3 protein-coding genes, 2 tRNA genes and 1 pseudogene are annotated in these 12,557 nt (G+C 29.5%); 4 read left to right on the plus strand and 2 right to left on the minus strand.

Translation table 11 applies throughout. The features are described 5' to 3' along the window. Positions 1-91 precede the first annotated feature (91 nt). The 3 genes and pseudogenes from JO40_RS14350 (at position 92) to JO40_RS15290 (ending at position 10,732) form a co-directional block, all read left to right on the plus strand. On the plus strand, positions 92-2,764 hold the full coding sequence (locus JO40_RS14350; protein ID WP_245608961.1) for an ATP-binding protein: 2,673 nt from the start codon (positions 92-94) through the stop codon (positions 2,762-2,764). Positions 2,765-2,786: 22 nt separating this feature from the next. Continuing rightward, positions 2,787-5,411 (plus strand): GGDEF domain-containing protein, encoded by a 2,625-nt coding sequence (locus tag JO40_RS14355; protein WP_245608962.1) that lies wholly within the window; start codon positions 2,787-2,789, stop codon positions 5,409-5,411. A 12-nt stretch (positions 5,412-5,423) separates the two neighbouring features. After that, positions 5,424-10,732, plus strand: a pseudogene (locus JO40_RS15290) (tetratricopeptide repeat-containing diguanylate cyclase). 38 nt (positions 10,733-10,770) lie between these two features. Here JO40_RS15290 and JO40_RS02270 read toward each other — a convergent pair. Together JO40_RS02270 and JO40_RS02275 are read right to left on the minus strand one after the other, a co-directional pair. Further along, positions 10,771-10,842: transfer RNA gene (locus JO40_RS02270), tRNA-Pro, on the minus strand. A 55-nt stretch (positions 10,843-10,897) separates the two neighbouring features. Further along, positions 10,898-10,972 (minus strand) — tRNA-Asp (locus tag JO40_RS02275). A gap of 130 nt (positions 10,973-11,102) precedes the next feature. On the opposite strand from JO40_RS02275, the gene JO40_RS02280 reads away from it, so the two are divergent. Next, the gene (locus JO40_RS02280; protein WP_044977714.1) at positions 11,103-12,554 is read left to right on the plus strand and encodes a C69 family dipeptidase; all 1,452 of its coding nucleotides are present in this window, start codon (positions 11,103-11,105) and stop codon (positions 12,552-12,554) included. The last annotated feature ends 3 nt before the right edge of the window (positions 12,555-12,557 follow it).

Genomic DNA, 12,557 nt, shown 5'->3' on the forward strand with positions numbered 1-12,557 from the left:
TTAACTGTCGAGTTTGCTTTAGCGAACATCGCAAGGTTGTGGGGAACAATGTGTGCCAGTATGTTTTTTATAGCGCATTGGACATGTTATTATGGAAATTATAAATAATCGGTACAAAGTTATCGGTAAAATAAACAATTCAATACCTCATGTACAGGAATTTTTAGCCGTAGATTTATGGTCGGAGGATGCTAAAATTAACTTAAAGGTTATATCGTCTTTAGACCTATCAAATGAAGAATTTTCTTTTTTTAAAGAGAATTTCATTATTATAAGCAACATTGACAATCATTTTTATCTTAAAAATTACGGCTTTTCCAGCCTATATCTGGCTTATCCTCCTTTACCGCCTTCAAACCCTGACGAAATTTTATATATTTTTACTACCGAGCATATTGAAAATGGAATACCTGTTTTGGAATTCGTAAAACAGTGCTCGATGGAAGATATTCTTAAAATAATAGTATCCGTTTGCCAATGCCTTGTTCATGCAAGTAATAAGGGGTTTGAATACGACATATTCGCTCATGATAATGTAATGATAGTCAAAAAAAAGGGCGGATTTCAAGTAAGAATAAAAGATATTGTATCGGCAAAACTTGAAAATAATTCATCGGTAAGGTTTAAAGAAGCTGAAGACTATACGGGAACCAACGAAAATATAGATACGGTAATTTCTTTTATAATTACACTTCTTGCAGGAAAAGAAATTAACATAAATTCATCATCGTCTATTGCAAAATTAAAATCGAGATATAAAAATTTAAATAAAAATGATGCCGATATTTTTAATATATTGTATAAGATAGTAAAAAAACAAATTCAGCATAAAAACAAAGATGAAAAAATTAAAATATATACCATCATTCAGGATATAAATAAGGGGCTCGGACGCAGCTACCCTGTAGATGTCATTCTTCCTCTTAACAGTATAACTTTTCGTCCTAAATTGGTAGGAATGCAAAATGAAATAAATATGTTGTCTCAAGCAAAAAACGAGATAAGTTCAGGGAAAGCAAAGAAAGCAGTTTTTCTTATTAAGGGTACTCAGGGAACAGGGAAAACGAGGTTTTTAAAAGAAGCCGAATACAGGTTATCCTTAGAAAGAACAAATATATATTCTAATTATAATTTTAAAAATTCCACCTCGGAAAATTTTTGGGATGATTTTTTAGAAAAAGTTTTTTTTGATTTTTATTTTATCCATGATATCGAGGAAAGAGAAAAAATCATAAAGAGCATAAAACAAATCAAAGATCAGCAGCTCGTTGGTAATGGGAAAAAAGAATCTGAAAATATAAAATTTAAAATTTTCAATGAAGCTAAGAATGTATTTTTTAAAACCGCCGGGCAAATTCCGGCTTTTATTATCTTAGATGATTTGGAATTTGCAGACAATTTTATGCTTGATACAATTTTATATTTAGTGACTGAAATTATAGAAACGGATCGTCTTGGCTTAATTATGTCCTATGACGAAACCGTTGCTCCTGTTTCAAATAAGTTTGAAAACTTTTTAAAAATATTAAATGCTCATGAAAAATGCCAAGTTTTTGAGCTTAAGTATTTTTCTGAAGAAGAAACTATAGAGATGCTGAAAAATATTTTAATATTAAAATATCCTCCTATATCCTTCGGCTCTATTCTGTATAAATACACTTCAGGGTGTCCATCTTTTATAGTAGAAATGATAAAAGAATTTGTAAATGCAGGAACAGTATACAGGGATGTAATAATAGGTTTGTGGTTCTTTGCTGATAAGCTATATACTGATGAACTCAAAAACACAATTCCAAAATCAATTGAAGAAACATTAACAAATCAGTTGAATGCTATTTCAGTGACCGAGAAAAAAGTATATTCTGAAACATCACTATTTCAAAATATATTTAAAATAGAATATCTGTACAAAATTTCATCCCTGCCTCAAAAACAAATAGATAAAATTATAAAAAAACTTATAAATAGGGGATTGATCACCATTATAAAATCGGGTGGTATGCAGAACTACACGATTACAAATAAAATTATGCGCAATATTTTATATGAGCGTTTGGAACCTAAATATAAAATGCTGCAGCATAAAAAAATAGCTGATATTCTAAAAAAAGAAGCGGATGCCGATATAAATGAACTTATTTGGCACTTGGAAGAATCCGGCAATAAAAAAGCGCTTTTGGCTTGTTATTTTGACATAATAGAGCATAATATGAAAACAAAAAACATAGATGCTGTATTAAAAATATATGAAAAAATTCCATCTATTATAACCGGTCAAAATGTTATAAATAGATTTACGATACTCTTAAAAATATTTGAACTGTATAATCAGATGGGCTTAAAAGACAAAGAAGCTGAAATAAAATTACTCCTTGAAGAAAATTTACCGAAAATAAAGAATACGGTTCTCTTATCTTATTATTACAATCTAATGGTAAGATATGAATATTTTTATTTAAATGACACTGAAATTTTTGTATATATAAAAAAATTGACCGGTCTTTATGAAAAATCATCCAGCGATATCATAAATCTCAGATTAGAAAATGCAAAATGTTTCTATTATCATATAAAACAACAGAATAATGATTTTAAAGAATCTGCATATAAAATACTTGAAATTACAAAAAGTAATCCGGAATATACGAATTATAAAGCTGAAGCTTATACATTCTTAGGTTATTTTTATTACAGAAAGCCAGATAAAAGAACAGCTTTAAAATATTTTAAAAAATCAAAAAAAATTGGCATCCTTATCCGATAACATTAGAACCCAAATTATTGCAATGCACAATATTTCATTAATATATTGGGAAACATACCCTGACATAGAAAAAAGCATAGCATACATAAAAAATGTTATAAGTTTAGCAAAAAAATACGGCTTTTTATCGATTGAAGTTATTTCAATGATTAATTATGCTAGAATGCTGGCTCAAATTCAAAATAATTATGAAGCTTATGAATACGCAAAAGATGCAGAAGATAAGATATTTACTTATGATATGGAAATATTCAAATTTGCATGCATAATAACACTTATGGAAATTACGCAAAACTTATATAGATATAAAGAATTTTGTAAATATAAAAAAATATATATAAAAGCACTTCATGAAAATAAAATAAAATATGTATATGAGGATAACTTTATATTTTATGCCTTAATTGCAAGAATGTATCAGGAATTCGGATACAACAATAAAGCAATCGCATATTTAAAAAAAAGCATAAAAATAAAAAAATACCAACCATACAGAAAAATATTTATGGTATATTTTATGGTTGAAGCCTTAAGAATTATTAAAAGAGACAAAAACGATATTACTAATTTGATAAAAATTTTTAATTCATATATAGATCCCCAAAAAAATATAGAATTAAGTAAAAGAAAATTGACTAAAAATTTATTTGATATCGTTATTACAATGATTATAAAACGTCCTGATCTTGATTTTACACCCCTAATAATACAGATAATCAAATTTGATATACCGGGATTATATGATTTTCAAATTTCAGCTATGAATTATTTAAAAACCTATTTTAACCAGGCTGAATTCGAAAAGGTCTTACAAGAAAACCTGCATCTTATAAAACCTAAAAATCTTATAAACATAACTTTATTTATCAATATGGCGTTAGCTGATTATTATTATGCAGCCGGAATTCAAAGCCTGGCTATCGTGAATTATTTGGAAATTCAGAATAAAATAGGAATCATAATAAAAAATACACCCGAAAAATATAGAATTAAACTATTTAATAATTGGGAATTAAGCAGACCATTCGATATAGTTTCCGATTTTATAAAAGGGAAGCCTATAACAAAAGAAAAAAAATATAACAGAAATATAGAAAGCCGCGAATTGGAGGAAATATTAAAGCTAAAACATATAAATATAATAAAAAAAGATAAAAAATTTAAAGAAAAATTGATAGAGGACTATCTCAAAAATGAAGGCTATGAACATACTACATCAGTTGAAATTATTAATAATTTTACTGACGATTATGAACAAAATATAGCTTGCGCTATGAGATTTTTAGCTTTAAATGTAATTGCCTCATCTTATGAGTTTTTAGATATAAGTAATCCGGATGAACCTCATTTTGTTTTAAATAATAAAAATGAAGGCGGTGATTTTCAGAAGATATTTGATATTATAACAAAATTCGGGTATCAGGATATAACTAGAATAGAAAAAATTCTACATAAACCGTGCATGATAATTCCCGTTCATAAAAGAAATTTCGGTGCTAATGATTATAAGGCTTTAGGTTTTATGATCTTTATATCCGAAAAAGTCATAAATAATTTTTCACATGAGGGAAGGATTTTTTGTAAAAAACATTCTAATATTTTAACAATGCTTGTAGAAAGAAAAAGTTTTCAACAAGCATCCGATTATGATGTCCTAACCGGTGCTTATACAAGAAAACACTTTGAAATTTTTTTTAAAAATATTATCAAAAAGTTATATAACTCCAATTCAAAATTTTCTCTTATTCTATATGACTTAGATAAATTTAAAAATATAAATGACACCTATGGACATCTTGTAGGAGATATAGTCCTTAAAAAAGTAACACAGACAATTTTAGATTCCTTAAATCATGGCCAGATATTGGGAAGATACGGCGGTGAAGAATTCACTGTGATATTGCCCGATGCCGACTCACAAAAAGCATTTAAAACAGCAGAATATTTTAGAAAGAAAATAGAAAAATTGATTTTTACCGAGTTTGACAAGGCCATAACAATAAGCCTTGGGATTGCCACATTTCCTGAACATGGAAAAACGATTCAGGAACTTCTTACAAATGCGGATCAAGCCTTATATCGCTCCAAAAATACAGGCAGGAACAAAAGTACAATCTGGAATTCCTCTATAATCAACACTAAAAGAGATAAAATAAGCCATACAGGTATTGTTATAGTGGATGAATCTTCTTTTAGTGAACACATAACCGCCACAATAGAACTGTATGATATATTAAAGCCGACTGTACCGAAAAATGAGCTATCAAAAATGTTACTGACAAAAATAGTTGAATTCTTTGAAGCTGATAGCGGAGCTATTATTCTTAGAACTGTAAGAAATAATACACCTGTTTTTAAGATTAATGCTAAAATAGGATTTGAAACCTATCCGATTAATGAAGAACTGGTTCATACGGTTGCCGAAGACGGTTTGGGTATTTTTCAAGTGGATTGGGACTCAATTGCAAACAGAAACAGCATAACCAATATGCCTGAATGGAATTCCGTGATGATCTCTCCTATGATAAAAAACGAAAAAATAATAGGTGCAATTTATTTGGCAGCTCCCGAAAAATATTCTAAATTTAATTTAAGTAAATTTAATTTTTTTAAATTTTTAACGGATATAATATCTGCGAATATATAAGGAGGGGACTAGATGAAAATATTAAATAACAGGTATAGAATTATTGAAGAGCTCCCTATGGAATTAAAAGATAATGTCCGTTTTATTGTTAAAGATTTAATTTCCGATAAGGGAGAACTGCTTGAACTAAGGTTAATATATGCTTCAAATCTGGATGAAGATTTTATGAAATTTATCAGAGAAAAATTTACTCTGATAAATCAATTAACGGAAACACTTCATATAAAAAATTATGATTTTACACGATTAGAAAGTATAGATGATAAAACAGTAAATGAAGATATATACTTATATACAATTGAATATATAGAAAAAAAGGAAGCTGCATTTGACTTCTTACTTGATGCTAAACCGGAAGAAATGATTGAAGTATTTGCCGCAATATTAAAGGAGTTAAACTATTTAATAACATACGGAATAGTGTATGATAACTTTGATTTAAATAATATATATGTGATAAGGGATAAAGGCCGAATTTTTATAAGAATAAAAGATATTGTTACCGAAAAAAATCTATATTCACGCCAAATAAGTTTTTTAAAAAATTCCGAGATTCATACATTTACTTATAATTATGATATGTTAAAAACAATCATTTTGTCTTTGCTTTTAAAAAGAAATATAATAAAAAATGATGAAAAATATTTTAGAGAATTGCAGCAGACAAAAATTCATCAATTAGATAACGAAAATGAAAAACATATTTATTCATGTTTTTTTAAGATATATGATGAAATTAATGCACGAAAAGCTAAAAAAGAAGCATACCCCCTTTATGAAATAATATCGGATATTAATGACAATATCAATGCCGATTATAATATTTCCACTCCAATAAGTATTGAAAAAAATTGTCAATTTCCTGCCAATAGGGAAAAAGAAAAAAAGAAATATTTTCCATATTATTTAAACAAAAAAAACTTCCAAAACTGAAAACAAAAATATATTTATAACAGGTGCATTCGGCGTTGGAAAGACATTTTTCTTATACGAGTTATATTTTTTACTGCTGCTTGAAAAAATTGATGTTTATTATATTCCGAGCCTTGGTGATATGAATGATATTAAATTTATTTCTTGTCTTATGAAAAACTTATTTTTAAAAAACTCATCAATTCAAAAAAATTATGAAAAAGAATTAAATACAATTTTTGACACTTTAAAATCTGAAACGGAAGCTAAAGAAGACATAACAAGGATAAGAGCTCTTAAATATAAACTTATAAACTTGATAACAAAACTAATAATAGAAAACACATCGTCTAAGTCAATAGTTTTTATTATTGACGATATACACTTGATAAATGAATTTATAACAAAATCAATATTATACATAACAATAGAAAATTCAGATAAAAAAAATATAATGCTGATACAATCGGTAAACGAAAGTTTAGTTAACAATAATTCTAATGCAAAAAAACTTATTAAAATACTATCAAATCAGTCGCCTATAAAAAAAATAAATCTTCAGAATTTATCTGAGGAAGAAACAGAAATATTGATACGAAACACAATAAATGTAAAAAATATTCCTGAAGTATTATTAAAAAAAATATATTTAAACACTTCAGGCAATCCTTTGTTTATTAATGAAACTTTAAAAGAACTTACCATATCCGGAGAATTAAAAAAAGATAATCTAACTGAATTATGTAAACTTTCTGCCAATTTATCTAATCCATCCATCCCTATACCTATATCTGCAAACATACAGCTAGCCGTAGGAAAGCAAATAAAAGAGCTGGATAAAACCGAATTAAATTTTTTAAAAGACTTATGTATCTTCAAATCCAGTTTTAAAATACAAACTTTGCCTGAAATTTTAAATGTAACAGCTTCAACAGTAAAAAAATATATACCTAAGTTCTTAGATCAAAATATCATAAAAAAAATCGCAAAACAGTATGTAGATGAATATGTAATTGTAAATAAAATTTTACAAAAAACTTTATATGATGAACTTGATTATTCATACCGAATGGAAATCCATAAAAAAATCATACAAAAAATGAAAAAAATAAAAGTTTTTGATATTTATGAATTTATCTGGCATGCAGAAAAAGCAGAATTATTTGAAGAAGCGGTAAATTATTGTATAAAATATAAGAATAAAATAAAAAAGCAATGTACTCACATAGCCTATATAGATATATTTGAAAAGATATATTTACTTGTTGCAAATGATGATAATGATAAAAAACTTGATATACTACTTACCCTTGCCGAATCATATCTTGAAAGTGATGATTTAATAGGATGTACAAAAAAACTGGAGCAAGCCGAAAACATAATAGCAAAATCAAATGTAAATAAAATATATGCAGCTAAAATCTACATAATAAAAGCAACTAAAGAAATTCAATTCAACTCAAGTCCCGAAAAAATTGCTAAATCGTTAGTTTTAGCCGAAAAATCCGCAGCTGAAGCAAATGATACTTATATAGAATTATCTTTTGATAAGGTCAGGATAGCATTCTTGCAATATAAACAAAACTATACAGGAGCCATCGAACAAGCAAAAAAAACTATATTAAAATGCGGCAATTTTAAAAAATTTAAGTTAATAAAAACAAAAGTGCTGTTGGATATGGCAAATAATCTTTTTTATTCGAGACAATATAAAGATGCTGAAAAAACCTATTTAAAAACTCTTAAAAAAGCAAAGAAAATAGGTGATACCAATATTCAAGATATAATTTTTAATAATTTAGCTATTATCCAAGAAGATATGTATAGAAACTTTGATGCGGCAATAGCATATTATACAAAAATTTTAGAAAATAATAATATATCAGGTAATGAAATTTCGGAAATAACGGCTTTACTTAATCTGGGTATTACCTATTTGCATTTTTTTTGATTATGATAATGCATATATTTTTTGTGATAAAGCAATAAAAAAAATAATACAAAATTCTTATAACGATAAAATATTTTTTGCTCAGATTTTTCTACATAGCATTTTGCTGTCTATGTGTATGTACGATAAAACGGCTGAACTTGAAATGCAAATAGAAAAAATGCTAAAGAATAAGAATATATCAAAAGCTCCTTCTCATATAGATGTTTTTAAACAAACAAGATTTGTTTTTTACTATGTAATTGGAAATTTTGAAGCAGCAAATGATGTTCAAGATAAAAATATAGATTTAAAAAATAAATTTAAAGATATTGAAGACGCTTTTTTATCATTATGTATCAATCTGAATAAAATTGCGCAAGGTAAAGTGAATTCAACGGAAGAGTTGGAAGATAATCTTAGAAAAATAATTTCGAATCCGTTTTTTTTAGATAATATATATCTTTTGTTTTATGAGCTTATTTATTGTTTAAGAAAAATTATTGTCTTCCGGTGTGACATTGATTTTAAAAATATAGTCAAAATGGTACTTGAAATAAAATGCAGCAGCGATTATCCTCTAATAAAAGCGCCCCTATTGTTTTTACAAGCATATCTGGATCCTGAAAATTCCGAAAAAAAGCTCCTAGAAGCACAGTCTTTAATTGAAAACAAATATATGCTGGATATAAATATAGATATAAACATAAAACTGGGATTGATCTATCTTAAAAAAAATAATATTAACATGGCAATGATTAATTTTGTTGAGGCGCAAAAACTAATAGATATTTTCCTAAAAAAAATACCTCCAAAATTCAGAAAAAACTATTTTAATACTCACCACTACGGACTGCCTTCATTAATAATATATGATTACATTAACAAAGATATGAAGCCTGATTATATAAAATTTATTGATGCATTATCATATGAACGGACAAAAAAACTTTTATTGAAAAATAGCATTGAAAAACTAAAAAATAATCCGGCATTTATTTTAAACATTATAACACAAACAAAACAAACCACCATATTTAAAAATAAATCGATTGACAATATAATAGAAAAATTTACAGACGATTTTTTACAAAACATAAAAATTCTTTTAAGTTTTACAGCTTTAAACCTCCTTGCAAATTCGGCTGATGTACTTATAACTGCAAATGAAGGTAAAATAAAATCTTTATTTAATTTCGGTCAAAATAAAACTATAGAAAAAATTGCACAGTTAATAGAGTCATCTACATACAAACCGGAAAATATCAAAACAGACGGCGAAATTTTATCGCACCTTGTTATTCCAATAAATTACCACAGTCATAAGCAAACAGAAAGTACCTTAACGGGTTATTTGGTTTTTATATCAAACAAAGAAATAAATAATTTTGGTAATTTTGGAGTCAGTTTTTGTCTTAGCATCGAAAACATATTTGCATTTTTAATAGAAAGTTATAAGGTCCAACAAGAAGCTGCTACAGATAAACTAACATCGGCAATAACCAGAAAATACACTGAAAATGCATTGAACAATCTTTTAGCGGTTTCCAAAATAAAGAATACCGGCCTTGCTATTCTAATGTACGATCTGGATAAATTTAAAAAAATAAACGACACTTTCGGCCATCAAACAGGCGATACGGTCTTAAAAGCTATAGCTAAAACCGTATTAAGCATATTAAAAAAAGGACAAATATTAGGGCGTGTGGGTGGAGAGGAATTTCTTGTTCTGCTGCCAGATACCGAAGAAGAACAAGCTTTGATAATTGCAGAAAAAATAAGAAAACAGGTAGAAGCATTGAATTTTGATGATCCGGCTGTTAGGATAACTGTCAGTATAGGTGTGGCCGTTTTTCCAAAACACGGCAGAACAAAAAAAGACCTATTATCAAAAGTAGATCAAGCATTATATGAAGCAAAAAATCGAGGCAGAAATCAAACTGCCGTATGGAAAGAAAGCCTTGTGCCCGGTAAAAAAAAGGTAGACAGACTTGCAGGGATATTAACCGGAAACTCTCTAAATGATACAAAAAACATTCTAAGTTTTATCGATACCGCTTCACTTATCCGGCGTTCTATACCAAAAACAAAAAAACTTGAGATCTGCCTTGAAAAGATAATTGATGCTGTGTGTGCCGACTCAGGAATTTTTGTCTATCCTGTTAAGAAAATGACGTCCAAAACTATCTTTAAATATAAGCCTGTTTCAAAGCCTAAATTCCCCATAAATAAGAATTTCATAGCTGAAGTTATATCCGAAAAAAAAGAACTGTGCAAAATCGACTGGGAAAATATTTCAGGAAAAAGTGAGATCACAGGAATTCCTAACTGGAATTCGACTATTCTTGTTCCGGTTATTTTAAAAGGAGAAATAAAAGCCGTTATTTATCTTGTAGTTGAAATCAGAAAAAGGGAATTCAGTACTGAAGACCTTAATTTGGTAAATATGTTTGCAAGCTTGATAGCCCCGTTTTTTTAGTAAGACAATTGATTAAGAATCGATTAATATCGGTAATATCGGGCAGGGGGGATTTGAACCCCCGACTTCTTGGTCCCGAACCAAGCGCGCTACCCCTGCGCTACTGCCCGTAAATAAAAGGAGATACAAAATAAAAAAGCTCACCACTAAGGCGGTGAGCTTTTTCGGGAGCGACGGGGCTCGAACCCGCGATCTCCGGCGTGACAGGCCAGCGCGATAAACCAGCTTCGCTACGCCCCCATAAGGTTCGGCTATTCTATCAAAAATAAAAAAAAATGTCAATACTTTTTAATAAAATCTTGCAAAAATATCTTTTTTAGGGTATAGTCTTATTTATAAAAAAGATAAACTTAGAATATGAGGAAAAAATATGAGTAATGTAAAATCTTTTTCAGCACACACTGACTGTACAACAGTGCTGGTAGGAAAAAAAGCCAGCATTGACGGCTCAATTCTTATTGCAAGAAATGAGGATTTTCACTTGGCGATAAGCCCAAAAATATTTGTTTTAGAAAATGCGGTAAATGAAGCTAAACGCATTTATAAATCTAAAAACACAGGCGTGGAGATTCCTCTCCCTGCAAAGGCACTCCGCTACACCTCCGTTCCGCAAGCCTATCCGAACGATAAGGAAAACCAAGGCGTCTACGGCGAAGCGGGAATCAACGAAAAAAACGTAGCCTTGAGCTCTACCGAAAGTGTCTACGGAAACGCTAGGGTGCTTGCTTATGACCCGCTGGTAAAAAACGGAATTGCAGAAGATGCAATCAACGACATCGTTCTCCCATTTATAAACTCTGCAAGGGAAGGCGTAAGCTATTTGGGAAAACTCATCGAAAAATACGGTTCTGCCGAGGGAAACGGTATTTTGTTTGCAGACCTTGATGAGGTTTGGTACATGGAAATTCCCTGCGGCCATCATTGGGTTGCCGTAAGAATTCCCGATGACTGCTATGCCGTAGCTCCAAATCAGGTTTCAATCGAAAAAATCGATTTTAAAAAGCCCGATTATTATCTATGGTCAAATGGCATCAAAGAATTTGTAAATGAACATAGCCTTAATCCTGACAGGGACGGTTTTAACTTTAGACACATTTTCGGGACATCGAGCGAAAAAGACAGAGTCTACAACACTCCCAGAGCTTGGTTTGCTCAAAAATATCTCAATCCCGAAATAGAACAATCTCCGGTATCCAACGATATTCCTTTTATTCAAAAAGCAAACCGCCTTATCTCGGTTGAAGATGTCGAATACATACTAAGCTCTCACTATAATGAAACGGAATTTGATCCTATCGGCATAGGCAATAGTGAGTTTAATAAAACACGCTTTAGAGGTATTTCGCTTTCACGTACAGCCGAATCCCATATTTTACAATTAAGACCTAAATCTCCAAAAGGTCTTGAAGGAATACAGTGGCTGGCCTTCGGAACAACAGCATTTGTTCCGTATATTCCGTTTTTTACAAATGTTTTGGATACTCCGACGGCCTATAAAAGAATGACCCGTATGGTTTCTACCGATAATGCTTACTGGTTATTTAAGCTAATCGGCCATTTTGTTGAAGCTCATTACTCCGCATTTAAGCATGATAACAATGCCTATCTTACCGAAATGCAAAGTTACGGAAGAGCCAGAGTAAAAGAAATTACTGACGCAGCAGCTAAAATACCTGCAAAATCTTTAAGCGAATTTTTAACTGAAGAAAACCGCAAAACGGCAGAACATGTATTAAAAAGAACAAAAGAATATCTTTCCGATTTGATGTTGGAATCTTTTAAGTATTCAAAACTTTCATTTACAATGGATAAAAACCTTTAAAGG

This window comes from Treponema putidum (assembly GCF_000755145.1).
GTDB classification, from domain to species: Bacteria; Spirochaetota; Spirochaetia; order Treponematales; family Treponemataceae; genus Treponema_B; species Treponema_B putidum.